The 15,852-nt window shown below is 48.1% G+C and carries 12 protein-coding genes; 8 read left to right on the top strand and 4 right to left on the bottom strand.

Annotation, left to right across the window (positions count from 1 at the left end):
* Window positions 1-8 precede the first annotated feature (8 nt).
* The gene (locus J1781_RS24225; RefSeq protein ID WP_217220373.1) at window positions 9-1,016 is read left to right on the top strand and encodes an NAD-dependent epimerase; all 1,008 of its coding nucleotides are present in this window, start codon (window positions 9-11) and stop codon (window positions 1,014-1,016) included.
* Between the two features lie 188 nt (window positions 1,017-1,204).
* On the opposite strand, the gene hns is transcribed toward J1781_RS24225, so the two are convergent.
* Window positions 1,205-1,612, bottom strand: a complete 408-nt coding sequence (gene hns / locus J1781_RS24220; protein WP_129951614.1) for a histone-like nucleoid-structuring protein H-NS — start codon at window positions 1,610-1,612, stop codon at window positions 1,205-1,207.
* A gap of 624 nt (window positions 1,613-2,236) precedes the next feature.
* On the opposite strand from hns, the gene J1781_RS24215 reads away from it, so the two are divergent.
* Complete coding sequence (locus tag J1781_RS24215; protein WP_217220374.1) at window positions 2,237-2,851, top strand: thymidine kinase; 615 nt, start codon at window positions 2,237-2,239, stop codon at window positions 2,849-2,851.
* A gap of 112 nt (window positions 2,852-2,963) precedes the next feature.
* Here J1781_RS24215 and adhE read toward each other — a convergent pair whose 3' ends face one another.
* Window positions 2,964-5,633 (bottom strand): bifunctional acetaldehyde-CoA/alcohol dehydrogenase, encoded by a 2,670-nt coding sequence (adhE, locus tag J1781_RS24210; RefSeq protein ID WP_217220376.1) that lies wholly within the window; start codon window positions 5,631-5,633, stop codon window positions 2,964-2,966.
* A gap of 533 nt (window positions 5,634-6,166) precedes the next feature.
* Between adhE and J1781_RS24205 the strand changes: the two genes are divergently transcribed.
* The 6 genes from J1781_RS24205 (at window position 6,167) to oppF (ending at window position 13,731) form a co-directional block, all read left to right on the top strand.
* The gene (locus tag J1781_RS24205; RefSeq protein ID WP_013575947.1) at window positions 6,167-6,811 is read left to right on the top strand and encodes a YchE family NAAT transporter; all 645 of its coding nucleotides are present in this window, start codon (window positions 6,167-6,169) and stop codon (window positions 6,809-6,811) included.
* 1,176 nt (window positions 6,812-7,987) lie between these two features.
* Window positions 7,988-9,628, top strand: a complete 1,641-nt coding sequence (gene oppA, locus J1781_RS24200) for an oligopeptide ABC transporter substrate-binding protein OppA (protein WP_129951611.1) — start codon at window positions 7,988-7,990, stop codon at window positions 9,626-9,628.
* 187 nt (window positions 9,629-9,815) lie between these two features.
* Window positions 9,816-10,736, top strand: a complete 921-nt coding sequence (gene oppB / locus J1781_RS24195) for an oligopeptide ABC transporter permease OppB (protein ID WP_013575945.1) — start codon at window positions 9,816-9,818, stop codon at window positions 10,734-10,736.
* Window positions 10,737-10,751: 15 nt separating this feature from the next.
* A complete protein-coding gene (gene oppC, locus J1781_RS24190; protein WP_013575944.1) occupies window positions 10,752-11,660 on the top strand; it encodes an oligopeptide ABC transporter permease OppC in 909 nt (302 codons plus the stop codon).
* Window positions 11,661-11,671: 11 nt separating this feature from the next.
* Entirely contained in the window at window positions 11,672-12,697 is a 1,026-nt protein-coding gene (gene oppD, locus J1781_RS24185; protein WP_235172940.1) for an ABC transporter ATP-binding protein, read from the top strand.
* A gap of 14 nt (window positions 12,698-12,711) precedes the next feature.
* Complete coding sequence (gene oppF, locus J1781_RS24180; RefSeq protein ID WP_205951566.1) at window positions 12,712-13,731, top strand: murein tripeptide/oligopeptide ABC transporter ATP binding protein OppF; 1,020 nt, start codon at window positions 12,712-12,714, stop codon at window positions 13,729-13,731.
* 221 nt (window positions 13,732-13,952) lie between these two features.
* Here oppF and J1781_RS24175 read toward each other — a convergent pair whose 3' ends face one another.
* Window positions 13,953-14,276, bottom strand: a complete 324-nt coding sequence (locus J1781_RS24175) for an HI1450 family dsDNA-mimic protein (protein ID WP_013575941.1) — start codon at window positions 14,274-14,276, stop codon at window positions 13,953-13,955.
* An 80-nt stretch (window positions 14,277-14,356) separates the two neighbouring features.
* Window positions 14,357-15,817 (bottom strand): cardiolipin synthase, encoded by a 1,461-nt coding sequence (gene cls / locus J1781_RS24170; protein ID WP_129951609.1) that lies wholly within the window; start codon window positions 15,815-15,817, stop codon window positions 14,357-14,359.
* Between the last annotated feature and the right edge of the window lie 35 nt (window positions 15,818-15,852).

Raw genomic sequence — 15,852 nt, 5'->3', positions numbered from 1 at the left:
GAGTTTGCATGAAATATCTGGTCACTGGCGCAGCGGGCTTTATTGGCTTCTTTGTGTCACAACGTTTGCTGGCAGCAGGTCATTGCGTTATCGGCATTGATAATCTGAATGACTACTATGACGTCAATCTGAAACTGGCCCGTCTCGCTCAGCTGGAAAATAAAGATGGCTTTGAGTTTATTAAGCTGGATTTAGCCGATCGTGAGGGCATGGCCGCATTGTTTGCGGAACAGAGGTTTGAACGTGTTATCCATTTAGCTGCGCAGGCCGGTGTCCGATATTCTATCGAAAACCCTCTGGCTTATGCCGATTCCAACCTCATAGGATTTGTTAACGTCCTGGAAGGATGTCGTCATAATAACGTCGGGCATTTGCTTTATGCTTCTTCCAGTTCAGTATACGGTCTGAACAAAAAACAGCCTTTTTCAACGGATGATTCTGTCGATCATCCGGTTTCGCTGTATGCGGCTACGAAAAAAGCCAATGAATTAATGGCTCATACCTATTCACATCTTTATAAAATTCCCACCACCGGGTTACGTTTCTTTACTGTATATGGCCCGTGGGGGCGCCCGGACATGGCATTGTTCAAGTTCACCAAAGCAATACTTGGCGGGCAAAACATAGATGTTTATAACCATGGCGAAATGCGTCGTGACTTTACTTATATCGATGATATCGCCGAAGCCATTGTTCGTTTACAAGACGTTATTCCGCAAGCGGATCCAGACTGGACGGTAGAAGACGGCTCGCCAGCCAGCAGTTCCGCGCCTTATTGCGTTTATAATATAGGCAACAGTAACCCGGTGAAGCTGATGACGTATATCAGTGCGCTGGAAAAGGCGTTGGGAATAGTTGCAGGTAAGAATATGCTGCCAATGCAGCCAGGCGATGTACACGAGACCAGCGCAGACACGTTGCCTCTGGCTAAGGCTATTGACTTCAAGCCTGAAACGCCTGTAGAGCAGGGCGTACAGCGCTTTGTGGACTGGTATCGCGACTTTTATCAGATTTAATATTGTATTGTTTTACCAAAGGTCGCAAATGCGGCCTTTTTTAATGGAATCAGTTAAATCTTATGGATGTTTATGCAACAGGCTGTGTCAGTTTTGTATTTGCCGGATCAATATTACAGCGTAATAAAACAAAAAGCCCATCAGAGCGATGGGCTTTTTAGCATTAACAGTGACGTTAATGTTGGCAATTACAGCAGGAAATCGTCCAGTGACTTGCCTTGCTCTTCGATTGCTTTCTTGATTACAGCTGGAGTACGACCCTGGCCTGTCCAGGTTTTGTTTTCGCCGTTCTCATCAACGTATTTGTATTTAGCCGGACGTGCTGCACGTTTTGTTTTACCGGTCGCTTTAGTCGCAGCCATCGTTTGCAGCAATTCGTTAGGATCGATACCGTCAGCAATCAGCATTTCGCGGTATTGTTGCAGTTTACGGGTGCGCTCTTCAATCTCTGCAGCTGCCTGAGAATCTTCTTCACGACGCTCGTTCACAACAACTTCTAATTTTTCCAGCATCTCTTCCAGCGTTTCCAGAGTGCATTCTCTCGCTTGTGCACGCAGAGTACGGATGTTGTTCAGAATCTTTAATGCTTCGCTCATTATACTAGTCTCGAATTATATTGGTGGGGGGCGTTTGGATAATAATAGAATGCTCTTCTGTATTCTGCAATAGCGAATTTGTTTGCTTGACCTTAATTTACGCATTTAAAGCAAATAATGTTTAGTCACTACGAAATATAGTCAGGCTGCTTAGCGCTATTTATCTGGGGGTGATAACCCTAATTTCAATACTCTGTTGAGGATTGTTGATGGTTTGCGTAAGTAGTTTTTTAAGGCAGTTATTGTTCATAAAATTAAAGCATCCGTGAAGCCATGTAATGTAAGGATATGAAAAAAAAGCGGGCGGACGAAGTACGAACTCAGAAAAATGATTCTTTGTGGGTAGCATTTCCATCGACTTCTTTAATGTATAGACAAATCCTTACTCGTCAATGAAGACATATTAACTCCCCTTTTATTGCGGGTATTCTGGCTTGACCGCAGGGAATAATTATCTCATACCGTTATAATTTTTCATTGTAAGTTTCTATGATTTTACCCGGAGTGAATGTCTTGCGGGGGCAGGCATGAGCGCTATCCGGCCGTTGTTATAGTCTGGCAGGCATGTGATACAATACATGCCGAAAATTTATGCCATCCATTACATTATGGGGTCACTGTTTTATGGCTCAGCTTTATTTCTATTACTCGGCGATGAATGCCGGTAAGTCTACCTCGTTACTGCAATCTTCATATAATTATCAAGAACGTGGAATGCGCACGCTGGTGCTAACGGCAGAACTCGACAACCGGTATGGTTTGGGTAAAGTCAGCTCACGAATCGGTTTGTCTTCGCCTGCGGAGCTTTACAACAGGGAGACCGAACTCTTTAATCTGGTGGCACAGGAGAACCGCACACAGCGTTTAAGCTGCGTTCTGATTGATGAGTGCCAGTTTCTCACTAAAACACAGGTATCGCAGCTTACGGACGTTGTAGACGATCTGGATGTGCCGGTACTTTGTTATGGTCTGAGAACGGATTTTCGTGGAGAACTTTTCGAAGGCAGCGAATATTTGCTGGCCTGGGCAGATAAGCTGGTTGAACTTAAAACCATTTGCCATTGTGGCCGCAAGGCTAATCGCAATCTCAGACTGGATGAGAACGGTAACGCCTTGCATGATGGCGCACAGGTCGTTATTGGTGGTGATGAACGCTATGTTTCGGTGTGCCGTAAGCATTACAAAGAAGCGATGGCTGCGTGTGATGTCATAGACGAAAGTAAGCCCAAGCCTCTCTGAGCCCCGGGCGTTGACTAAGGCCTGCGAGTGATTGTTGAACGATAAATCGCAAATTCGGACCATAAAAAAACCCGCCTTTCAGCGGGTTTTTTACTATCAGCATCTCAGCAAGTTATTTTTTGCTGGTTTTCTTTTCAGCTTTTGGTGCCGGAGCAGCAATTTCTTCTGCTGCGTCCTCACTGAATTCACGGCCGTAGTAAGTATCCATCAGAATCTGCTTCAGTTCGGCGATCAGCGGGTAACGTGGGTTAGCACCGGTACACTGGTCATCAAACGCATCTTCAGACAGTTTGTCTACTTTAGCCAGGAAGTCTGCTTCCTGAACGCCTGCTTCACGGATAGAGGTTGGGATACCCAGCTCCGCTTTGATTTCATCCAACCAGGTCAGCAGTTTCTGGATTTTTTGCGCAGTACGGTCACCCGGCGCGCCCAGACCTAAATGGTCAGCGACTTCTGCGTAGCGACGACGCGCTTGCGGGCGGTCATACTGACTGAAAGCAGTCTGTTTAGTTGGGTTGTCGTTAGCGTTATAACGGATAACGTTTGAAATCAGCATGGCGTTAGCCAGACCATGTGGAATGTGGAACTCTGAACCCAGTTTATGGGCCATTGAGTGACAAACCCCAAGGAAGGCGTTCGCAAACGCGATACCCGCAATAGTTGCCGCATTGTGAACACGTTCACGGGCAACCGGATTTTTTGCGCCTTCTTTATAGCTGGCTGGCAGGTTTTCTTTCAGCAGTTTCAGTGCCTGCAGAGCCTGGCCATCGGAATATTCGTTCGCCAGTACAGAAACATACGCTTCCAGTGCATGAGTCACTGCATCCAGACCACCAAAGGCACACAGTGATTTCGGCATATTCATGACAAGGTTGGCGTCTACAATAGCCATGTCAGGTGTCAGTGCATAATCTGCCAGTGGATATTTCTGGCCAGTTGCATCGTCAGTCACCACAGCGAATGGCGTCACTTCTGAACCGGTACCGGAAGTGGTAGTGACGGCGATCATTTTCGCTTTCACGCCCATTTTCGGGAATTTGTAGATACGTTTACGGATATCCATGAAACGCAGTGCCAAATCTTCGAACTGAGTATCCGGGTGCTCATACAGAACCCACATAATCTTCGCGGCATCCATTGGTGAACCACCGCCCAGTGCGATGATAACGTCTGGTTTGAAGGAGTTCATCTGCTCAGCGCCTTTACGTACAATGCTCAGCGTTGGGTCAGCTTCAACTTCGAAGAACACTTCAGTTTCAATACCATGACCTTTCAGAACGCTGGTGATCTGGTCAGCATAGCCATTATTGAACAGGAAGCGGTCAGTTACGATGAAGGCGCGTTTTGCTCCATCGGTCGCCACTTCTTCCAGTGCGATTGGCAGTGAGCCACGACGGAAGTAGATAGATTTCGGAAGTTTATGCCACAACATGTTTTCTGCTCGCTTCGCTACAGTTTTCTTGTTGATCAAGTGTTTAGGACCGACGTTTTCGGAGATGGAGTTACCACCCCAGGAACCGCAACCCAGCGTCAGAGACGGAGCAAGTTTGAAGTTGTAGAGGTCACCGATACCACCCTGTGAAGCCGGGGTGTTGATCAGAATACGTGCGGTTTTCATTTTGTTGCCAAAATAATTCACACGTTCTGGTTGGTTGTCCTGATCGGTATACAGGCAAGAGGTATGGCCGATACCGCCCATTTCTACCAGTTTCTCTGCTTTAGTGACGGCGTCTTCGAAATTCTTCGCGCGATACATAGCAAGGGTAGGGGACAGTTTTTCATGCGCAAAAGGTTCGGACTCGTCAACGACGGTGACTTCACCGATGAGCACTTTTGTATTTGCAGGGACTTTGATACCAGCCATTTCAGCAATTTTCACCGCTGGCTGACCGACGATAGCGGCGTTGAGGCCACCATTTTTCAGAATGATATCTGAAACGGCTTTCAGCTCTTTACCTTGCAGCATGTAGCCACCGTGAGAAGCAAAACGTTCACGGACTGCGTTATAAGCTGAATCAACGACAATGATGGACTGTTCAGAAGCACAGATGACACCGTTATCAAAGGTTTTAGACATCAGAACGGAAGCCACCACACGTTTGATATCTGCGGTTTCATCGACTACAACTGGAGTATTACCCGCGCCTACACCAATGGCTGGTTTGCCGGAGCTGTAAGCTGCTTTCACCATACCAGGACCGCCGGTGGCGAGAATCAGGTTCAGGTCCGGGTGGTGCATCAGTTGGTTGGAAAGCTCTACGCTTGGTTCATCAATCCAGCCAATGATATCTTTTGGCGCACCGGCAGCAATGGCGGCCTGCAGAACGATATCCGCAGCCTTGTTGGTTGCATTTTTGGCACGTGGGTGTGGGGAGAAGATAATACCGTTACGTGTTTTCAGGCTGATAAGTGCCTTGAAAATTGCAGTAGAAGTTGGGTTGGTAGTCGGGACGATACCGCAAATCAGGCCAATTGGCTCAGCGATAGTAATGGTACCGAAGGTGTCATCCTGGCCCAGGATGCCACAGGTTTTTTCATCTTTGTAAGCATTGTAAATGTATTCAGAAGCGAAGTGGTTTTTGATCACTTTGTCTTCAACAATACCCATTCCGGATTCTTCAACAGCCAGTTTAGCCAGCAGAATTCGAGAATCGGCAGCAGCCAGAGCGGCGGCAGCGAAAATCTTATCTACCTGCTCTTGACTGAAGTTGGCATATTCGCGCTGTGCCTTCTTGACTCGAGCAACGAGTGCGTTTAGTTCAGCGACATTTGTTACAGCCATAATGCTCTCCTGATAAAGTTAAACTCTTTTAGTAAATAACCTGCCAAAGACTAGTATAGACCTGCTATCAGTCACCGTGAGAAACTAATTAACTCTAAGATTCTCAATAAGTTGTCTTTGTCTCTTTATTTGCTCAAAGAGCTTTCAGTTGTGAAGCACCGGATAAAGCAGATAACGTTTAAATCACATTCATCACCCGATGTTTATATGTTTCAAGTAACGTTGAGTGACTATGCACAGAGATTACCTATTTGTAGGCAGTATTCATTTGATCTAGATCATTAAATACTGATGCTGACACCTTTCAGCAACTTGATCCTGAGAATGATTATCAAATTTGCTCTTGGATAATACAGTTTTGTATCTAAAGTTATCAATTAAAAAGATGATTTTTAACAAAAGTGGTATTCACTGCTTTTATTTGAAAATCTGGTGATAAAAACCATCAAACGGCGTGGCGCCTTTACGGGGATTCCAGTACATTAGCGCCCATCAAAACCTTCATCTGCTGGCATAGTTGTGCGGAGTTCTGCGTGAGCCAATCGTTATTAGATTTTTCAGGGTATATCAAATTCTTCGTCGGGCTGTTTGCACTGGTCAACCCTGTGGGGATCTTACCTGTCTTTATCAGCATGACCAGCTATCAGGCGGCAGCCGGACGTAATAAAACCAATATGACGGCGAATTTGTCGGTTGCCATTATATTGTCGACCGCACTTTTCCTCGGCGATGCCATTTTACATCTTTTTGGTATCTCCATTGACTCGTTCCGGATCGCGGGGGGCATTCTGGTCGTCACCATTGCCATGTCGATGATCAGCGGGAAACTGGGCGAAGATAAACAGAACAAGCAGGAAAAATCAGAAACAGCAATACGTGAAAATGTCGGGGTTGTTCCGCTTGCATTGCCTCTGATGGCAGGACCCGGCGCCATCAGTTCGACTATTGTATGGAGCTCACGCTATCACAGCTGGCCAAATCTGCTGGGGCTGACGCTCGCTATCATTTTCTTTGCATTCTGTTGCTGGTTACTGTTCAGGGCGGCACCTTTACTGGTGCGTTTACTGGGACAAACCGGCATTAACGTGATTACACGTATCATGGGGCTTTTGCTGATGTCGCTGGGTATCGAATTCATTGTGACAGGGATTAAGGCTATTTTCCCCGGCCTGCTTTGATTCTTAACCATCGGTTATCACGGAAACTGCGATGAGTTTCCGTGATAATTATTACCTGCACTTATAATGTAATGCATTAATATAGTGCACCTAATGACTTCATTAAGCGCAATTGCACCCTAATGTGGCATAAAGCGTCGTCTCATTATTGTTTTCACCCCAAGTCTTCATTTCTTCTAATAAACTTAGCGATTTTTTAGCTAAATACCCTTCTTTCCTGCCCGTTTTGACGCTAATTTGCCCACATCATTCTGTAAGGCTTGTGCATGCTGTATCGAGATGTTATTAGTGTTAACAACGCAGTTAACAGGCGTTTATCCTTGAAAACATCTTAATGTTAACGGATTGTGTCAGGCGAGTTCTTAAGCAACGCGTAGCGTAAATTTCGCAGCGAAAATTATTATAAAAACTCTTAAAAACAATAAGTTGAACTATATGTTAGCCTGTTTTCAGGCCACTGCCTCAGTGTGCTTGTAACCTGTAAAAGAGAATTGCGTAACAAATTTGCAAAATTTATTGGCGCCTGTATCTGGCTTCTGATAATTTTCAAATCGCCTTCAAAAATGGAATTTTGTTAAGCGGAATGCTCTGAGTGAGAACGAATCTTGCTAGAGACAGAAAGATTGAAGCCATTTTATTTGTTTTTGGAGAGTGTCGTGTCGCCATGCGGAACACAAAATTATCATCAGGCGCTTTTTGCCAAAAGAAAGCCGGACATTCGGCGGGCAGGATTACACGGCCTTTTGTTGAACCTGCCGCTTCAGCGAAACAAATCTTCAGATCTTCTTCTCATTAATTGAATTCTCACGCTTAACAGTGAAGGACCTTCTATCGCTGTCAGTCAGGCGAATAAGAAAATAATATTGTTAAGGTTAGGAATAACAGTATGTGATTACCCGGTGTGACGCAGAACCTTTTTTTGTTGTACACGGGGTAAATCAAATGGGGTGGGATCAACCTTAAGGATCCCGGAAACCAAACGGCGAACAACAGCCTGACGTTTCCAGCGTTATCGAGTAATACATGCAGTAATAGGGGACAGCCATCTGCGGATGGCCACTACATGGGGACCTTTCTTAAGCAATTCGTTCCTGCTTTTGAAATCCGTTGGCCCAGCAAGGGTTTATCTTGCACCCGAGCGTGCAAGTTCATAATAAAAACTGGAGTTGAATAAAAATGACCAACATCACAAAAAAAAATCTGCTGGCTGCCTGCATTATGGCTGCGGTCGGCGCGGTGTCAGTAAATAATGCATTTGCAGCTAATGTACCTGCAGGTGTAACCCTGGCAGCCAAACAAGAACTGGTTCGTAACAATGGCTCAGAAGTGCAGTCTCTCGACCCGCATAAAGTCGAAGGCGTACCAGAATCGAACGTTATCCGTGACTTGCTTGAGGGTTTGGTGAATACCGACAGCAAAGACGGCAGCGTTATTCCTGGTGTAGCAACCAGCTGGGAAAATAAAGATTTTAAAGTCTGGACCTTCCACCTGCGTCCGGAAGCAAAATGGTCAAATGGCGATCCTGTAACAGCTGAAGATTTCGTGTACAGCTGGCAGCGTCTGGCTGACCCTAAAACCGCCTCTCCTTACGAAAGCTATCTGCAATATGGTCATATCGAAAACATCGATGACATCATCACCGGTAAGAAAAGCCCGGATACTCTGGGTGTAAAAGCGCTCGATGATCATACCCTGCAAGTGACGCTGACCGAACCGGTTCCGTATTTCGTTAAAATGCTGTCTCACACCGCAATGAAGCCGGTAAACAAAAAAACAGTTGAGAAATTTGGCGACAAATGGACCCAACCTGAAAACTATGTGAGCAACGGCGCGTATAAACTGAAAACCTGGACCGTTAACGAACGTATTGTGCTTGAGCGCAGCCCGACCTATTGGGATAACGCCAGGACAGTGATCAATCAGGTGACTTACCTGCCTATTTCTTCTGAAGTTACTGATGTTAACCGCTACCGCAGCGGCGAAATCGACATGACTTATAACAACATGCCGATTGAACTGTTCCAGAAATTGAAAAAAGAAATTCCTACCGAAGTCCACGTTGACCCGTATCTGTGTACTTATTACTACGAAATCAATAATCAGAAAGCACCATTTACTGATTCACGCGTCCGTGAAGCCCTGAAACTGGGTCTGGATCGCGACATCATCGTGAATAAAGTGAAGGCGCAGGGCGATCTGCCGGCTTATGGCTATACCCCTCCTTACACTGATGGTGCAAAACTGACGCCTCCGGCCTGGTTCAAAGAGACTCAGGTGCAGCGTAACGAGCAGGCTAAAAAATTGCTGGCTGAAGCAGGTTATACCCCGGCTAAGCCGCTGACCTTTGAATTGCTGTATAACACCTCTGATCTGCACAAAAAACTGGCTATCGCCGCTGCCGCTATCTGGAAGAAAAATCTGGGTGTTGACGTGAAACTCGTTAACCAGGAATGGAAAACCTTCCTGGACAGCCGTCATCAGGGCAACTTTGATATCGCACGTGCCGGCTGGTGTTCTGATTACAACGAACCTTCTTCCTTCCTGAATACCATGTTGTCTGACAGCAGCAACAATACCGCTCACTATAAGAGCCCTGCCTTTGATAAAGACATCGCGGACACTCTGACCGTGAAAACTGACGAAGAACGTGCAGCGCTGTATCAGAAAGCGGAAACCCAGCTGGATAAAGACTCTGCCATTGTTCCTGTTTATTACTACGTGAACGCGCGTCTGGTGAAACCATACGTTGGCGGTTACACCGGTAAAGATCCGCAGGATAACGTCTACGTTAAAGACTTATACATCATCAAACACTAATTAATCAGTGTCAGGGCAAGGCAACCCCGAGCTGCCTTGCGCCTTATTTATTGATGAAGGTAATGTTTTTAGTGCCGGTTTTCGGTGCTGAAACAAAGAGCCACCACGGCGGCCATCACCCGATAGCCGCCGTGAGCAAGCCAAAACTATCAAGCTGTAGTGACAGGCTTAGAAACAGGTACGGGCAATGTTAAAGTTTATTTTACGCCGCTGTCTGGAAGCGATTCCGACGCTATTCATTCTGATCACCATTTCATTTTTTATGATGCGTCTCGCACCCGGCAGCCCTTTTACGGGTGAGCGTAATCTTCCGCCAGAAGTGATGGCGAACATTGAGGCGAAATATCACCTCAATGACCCAATGTATAAGCAATATTTCCATTATTTAGAACAACTGGCGAAAGGCGATTTTGGCCCGTCGTTCAAATATAAGGATTACACCGTTAATGATCTGGTTGCGGCCTCTTTCCCGGTTTCTGCGAAACTCGGTCTGGCGGCATTTATCATGGCGATTGTGTTTGGAGTGAGTGCGGGCGTTATCGCAGCACTGAACCAGAACACCAAATGGGATTACACGGTAATGGGTGTGGCGATGACCGGGGTAGTTATACCCAGTTTCGTGGTTGCGCCGTTACTGGTACTGATATTTGCCATCACGCTTAAATGGTTGCCTGGCGGCGGCTGGAATGGTGGTGGTGCCAAATATATGATCTTGCCGATGGTGGCGTTGTCACTGGCTTATATTGCCAGTATTGCGCGTATTACCCGTGGCTCAATGATCGAAATCCTGCATTCCAACTTCATCCGTACCGCACGTGCGAAAGGGTTGCCACTGCGTCGCATCATTTTGCGCCATGCGCTGAAACCCGCGCTGCTGCCGGTATTGTCATACATGGGACCGGCCTTCGTTGGGATCATAACCGGTTCGATGGTCATCGAGAGCATTTTCGGATTGCCAGGCATTGGCCAGCTGTTTGTTAACGGGGCATTAAACCGTGACTATTCACTGGTCCTGAGCCTGACCATTTTAGTGGGCGCACTGACCATTCTGTTCAATGCGATCGTCGACGTGCTTTACGCCGTCATCGACCCGAAAATCCGTTATTAATGCCGGAGTACGTCAATGATGTTAAGTAAGAAAAATAGCGACGTCGTGGAAAACTTCAGCGAAAAACTTGAAGTTGAAGGCCGCAGTCTGTGGCAGGATGCACGACGCCGTTTTATGCACAACCGTGCGGCGGTCACCAGTCTGATCGTGCTGGCATTTATTGCCTTATTCGTGGCATTTGCGCCGATGTTATCCCAGTTTTCCTATGATGATACCGACTGGAATATGATGTCAGCCGCGCCTGACTTTGCTTCTCACCATTATTTCGGGACTGACTCTTCAGGCCGTGATTTGCTGGTGCGTGTGGCGATCGGCGGACGTATTTCCCTGATGGTCGGTGTGGCGGCAGCGTTAGTGGCCGTTATTCTCGGCACGCTTTACGGATCATTGTCCGGTTATCTGGGCGGTAAAATAGACTCCGCAATGATGCGTTTGCTGGAAATTCTCAACTCCTTCCCGTTTATGTTCTTCGTTATCCTGTTGGTGACCTTCTTCGGGCAAAACATCCTGCTGATATTCGTGGCAATCGGGATGGTATCCTGGCTGGATATGGCGCGTATCGTGCGTGGACAAACACTCAGTCTCAAGCGTAAAGAGTTCATCGAGGCGGCGCTGGTGAGTGGTGTGAGCACGCGCAATATCGTCCTGCGCCACATTGTTCCTAATGTGCTGGGCGTTGTCGTGGTCTATGCATCGCTGCTGGTGCCGAGCATGATTTTGTTTGAATCCTTCCTGAGCTTCCTGGGACTGGGTACGCAGGAGCCACTGAGCAGTTGGGGCGCATTGTTAAGTGATGGCGCCAACTCGATGGAAGTTTCACCGTGGTTACTGCTGTTCCCGGCAGGCTTCCTGGTGGTAACTCTGTTTTGTTTCAATTTTATCGGCGATGGCTTGCGTGATGCCCTCGACCCGAAAGATCGTTAAGGAGTGCCACCATGAGCACCATTGAACATTCCACTTTTGCGGCACCCGCTGCGGTTGACGGTAAAGTCCCGCCAATCTTGCTTGACGTTCAGGATCTGCGCGTCACCTTCGAAACACCAGACGGTGATGTGACTGCGGTCAATGACCTGAATTTCGATCTGCGTGCCGGTGAGACGCTGGGCATTGTGGGTGAGTCCGGTTCCGGTAAATCACAGACCGCTTTTGCCCTGATGGGGTTGCTGGCCAGTAATGGCCGCATCGGCGGTTCGGCGAAATTTAACGGACGCGAAATCCTCAATCTGCCGCAACAACAGCTTAATAAGTTGCGTGCAGAACAGATTTCAATGATTTTTCAGGATCCGATGACCTCTCTCAACCCGTACATGCGTGTGGGCGAACAGTTGATGGAAGTCCTTATCCTGCATAAAAAAATGAGCAAGCGTGAAGCGTTTGAAGAATCCGTACGCATGCTGGACGCGGTGAAAATGCCCGAAGCCCGCAAACGTATGAAAATGTTCCCGCATGAATTCTCCGGTGGCATGCGCCAGCGTGTGATGATCGCAATGGCGTTGCTGTGCCGCCCTAAATTGCTGATTGCCGATGAGCCAACCACAGCGCTGGACGTGACCGTGCAGGCGCAAATCATGACATTACTGAATGAACTGAAATCTGAGTTCAACACAGCAATCATTATGATTACCCATGACCTTGGCGTGGTGGCCGGTATCTGCGACAAAGTACTGGTGATGTATGCCGGGCGCACCATGGAATATGGCCGTGCACGGGATGTGTTTTATGAACCTTGTCATCCTTATTCCATCGGTCTGCTCAATGCGGTTCCCCGCCTTGATGCTGAAGGTGGCGCGATGCTGACTATTCCGGGCAATCCGCCAAACTTGCTGCGTCTGCCTAAAGGCTGTCCGTTCCAGCCCCGCTGTCCGCATGCGATGGATATCTGCTCTTCGGCACCGCCGCTTGAGCGTTTCGGCGATGGCCGTTTGCGTGCATGCTATAAGCCGCTGGAGGAACTGGTATGACAGACAACACAATCATGAACAGTGCGGCAATAAATACCCATGCGCCTGAGAAAAAAGTTCTGCTCGAAGTGGCAGATCTTAAAGTCCATTTCGACATCAAAGACGGTAAACAGTGGTTCTGGCAGCCTTCGAAGACCCTGAAAGCCGTTGACGGTGTGACCCTGCGCCTTTATGAAGGGGAAACGCTGGGCGTGGTGGGGGAGTCAGGTTGCGGTAAATCGACCTTTGCCCGTGCACTGATTGGTCTGGTGAAAGCCACTGACGGCCGTGTTGCCTGGCTGGGTAAAGATCTGCTGAATATGTCGGACAGCGAGTGGCGTCATACACGCAGCGATATCCAGATGATTTTCCAGGATCCGCTGGCTTCCCTGAACCCGCGGATGACCATCGGCGAAATCATCGCTGAACCCCTGAAAACGTATAATCCGAAAATGCCTCGCCTTGAAGTGAAGGAAAAAGTGAAGGCAATGATGTTAAAGGTCGGGCTGTTGCCTAACCTGATTAACCGTTATCCCCATGAATTCTCCGGGGGGCAATGTCAGCGTATTGGCATTGCGCGTGCACTGATCCTTGAGCCGAAACTGATTATCTGTGATGAACCTGTCTCGGCACTGGATGTGTCTATTCAGGCGCAGGTGGTTAACCTGCTTCAGCAGTTGCAGCGTGAAATGGGGTTGTCACTGATTTTCATCGCACATGATCTGGCCGTGGTGAAGCACATCTCTGACCGTGTTCTGGTGATGTACCTCGGGCACGCCGTTGAACTGGGCACTTATGATGAGGTCTATAACAATCCTCAGCACCCGTATACCCGTGCACTGATGTCTGCAGTGCCGGTGCCGGACCCGGACAAAGAGCGCAACAAAGTGATTCAGTTGCTTGAAGGGGAATTACCTTCACCCATCAATCCACCCTCAGGCTGTGTGTTCCGCACCCGCTGTCCGATTGCCGGACCTGAATGTGCAATCACCCGTCCGTTGCTGGAAGGCAGCTTCCGCCATGCGGTATCCTGCCTGAAAGTGGATCCGCTCTGATGATTTGATCTGAACGGAAAGCATAAAAAAACCTGCCACTGGCAGGTTTTTTTTCATCTTCGTATTCTTCTGCTAAGTCATTCAGATTGGGTCAAGGCGGCAACTGAATGACAAATCGGTCAGGAAACGATTTTAAAAGCGCTAGCGCTGGCCCGCAGGGTGAGCCTCAGGGGGGAATGAAAGCAGCCACACAGAACCAGTCTGAAGGTCGACGGAGAAGATTACTCTTTCCACAAAATGTGGCAAAGTTTATGGTCTTTCTCGCGACACAGCAGAACACGGGCAAAGATATCATTGATAGGCTGGTCTTCCGCATCAGCCAGACCAATCACTACTTCAGCAAAGAAGTCCGGATTTAAGTCAAAATCCACATGCTCAACCCAGTCTTCAGCCGGATCATATAATTCAGCGCCACCACGTTCTTCAAATTGCAGATTGAAGATCAAAATATCTGCAGGATCAAGGTTATCTCCGGCCAGTTCCAGAAAGATGTCGTAGGCTTGTTCAAGCGTTTCGTCTTCGGTCAGGCGATTATTCAGGTCCATATCATTCTCGTTTACAGATGAGTGTATTCAGGCTGGTTCAAGCCGGTACTGCGTATATTACATCATGCCCGCCGCGGCTTTTACAGCAGCGGACTGAAAAAGTAGAACAAACGTTCGACGATGCGGTGCCAGAAAGGACGTTTAAGCCAGGCTTCCACATCCAGCAAATGTGAGCGGGCGATATAATCTTCCTGCACATGGCCTAAATCATCACCAAATCCGGCGTCATCAATGACCAGCGTTATCTCAAAATTGAGCCACAGGCTGCGCATATCCAGATTCACGGTACCGACCAGACTGAGCTGACCATCGACCAGGATACTTTTGGTATGCAGCAGACCGTCTTCGAACTGATAAATTTTGACACCGGCTTCCAGCAATTCGCCAAAAAAAGCCTTACTTGCCCAGTCCACCATCATTGAGTCGTTCTTCATCGGCAGAATGATACTGACATCCACCCCGCGCTGCGCTGCGGTACAAATTGCGTGCAGCAAATCATCACTTGGCACGAGATACGGCGTCGTCATAACCAGCTGTTCGCGTGCAGAATAGGTGGCGGTCAGCAGCGCCTGATGGATCATATCTTCCGGGAAGCCCGGACCGGAAGCGATCACCTGAATAGTATGGCCGCTCTCCTGCTCGAACGGCATCTGGTTGAGATCCGGTTCCGGCGGCAGAATACGTTTACCGGTTTCAATCTCCCAGTCGCACGAATATACAATGCCCATCGTGGTCGCGACAGGGCCTTCCATACGGGCCATCAAATCAACCCACTGGCCAACGCCAGCATCTTGTTTAAAGTAACGCGGGTCAACCATATTCATGCTGCCGGTATAGGCGACATAGTTGTCGATAAGTACCACTTTACGGTGCTGGCGCAGATCCATACGACGCAGGAACACACGGAAAAGATTCACCTGTAACGCTTCAACGACTTCGATACCGGCGTTGCGCATCATTGCCGGATAGGGGCTGCGGAAAAAGGCAACGCTGCCCGCAGAATCCAGCATCAGACGGCAATGAATACCACGGCGTGAAGCCGCCATCAGAGATTCCGCGACCTGATCAACCAGACCGCCCGGCTGCCAGATATAGAACACCATTTCGATGTTGCTGCGCGCCAGCCCGATATCTCGCATCATTGCGTGAAGCACGTCATCGCTGGTGGTCAGCAATTGCAACTGATTGCCTTTTACGCCGGCAATACCCTGACGGCGCTCGCAGAGCTGGAAAAGTGAGGCGGCAATTTCACTGTTCTCAGTGGCAAAAATACGCTTACAGTCTTTGAGATCATTGAGCCAGCGGGCAGTGGAAGGCCACATGGCTTTTGCCCGTTCAGCACGGCGTTTGCCTAAGTGCAATTCCCCAAATGAGAGATAGGCAATAATACCGACCAGCGGAATGATGTAGATGATCAACAGCCATGCCATGGCTGACGGAACTGCGCGGCGCTTCATCAGAATGCGTAAGGTGACGCCGGCAATCAGTAACCAGTAACCGAAAACCAGAAGGCCACTGATTACCGTATAAAATGTTGTCATAAAGGCGAAAAGTCCTGTTCGCAAGCCATCGGCAT

It is taken from the genome of Rahnella perminowiae (assembly GCF_019049695.1).
In the GTDB taxonomy this organism is placed as follows: domain Bacteria; phylum Pseudomonadota; class Gammaproteobacteria; order Enterobacterales; family Enterobacteriaceae; genus Rahnella; species Rahnella perminowiae.
This window is presented reverse-complemented; position numbering and strand designations above follow the sequence as displayed.